The organism is Psychromarinibacter sediminicola, assembly GCF_029168335.1.
In the GTDB taxonomy this organism is placed as follows: Bacteria; Pseudomonadota; Alphaproteobacteria; order Rhodobacterales; family Rhodobacteraceae; genus Psychromarinibacter; species Psychromarinibacter sediminicola.
Genome location: NZ_JARGYC010000274.1, coordinates 1 through 315, shown reverse-complemented (window position 1 = coordinate 315; position 315 = coordinate 1). Strand labels below are relative to the sequence as shown.

Here is a 315-nt window from a genome sequence, read left to right as displayed (position 1 = left end):
TCCGGACGGACCTCGACGGTCTCGATCAGATAGTGGTGCAGCGGGGCCAGGCGTCCGCCCGGCGGCCGCCCTTGACGGGCCGGCTCGAGCGACCCAGTCTTGCGATAGCGACGCATCAGTTCGCCGACGAAGCTCGGTGACACGTCGAACTTGGCCGCTGCAGCCCGGCGGGATTGCCCCGCCTCGACACAGGCCACGATCCGGCGACGAAGATCCAGTGATAGCGGTCTTCCCATGATCCACCTCCACATATAGTGAATCACAAACCCTTCCTTATGGGAATCCCCGACTCTGGTTTTCCGCACGAGGCTCTAG

General features: G+C 63.5%; 1 protein-coding gene. It reads right to left on the bottom strand.

Features of this window, described 5'->3' with window-relative positions; translation table 11 throughout:
• A partial coding sequence (locus tag P1J78_RS25325; protein ID WP_275570127.1) for a helix-turn-helix domain-containing protein occupies positions 1 to 236 on the bottom strand: 236 nt, incomplete at its 3' end.
• Between the last annotated feature and the right edge of the window lie 79 nt (positions 237 to 315).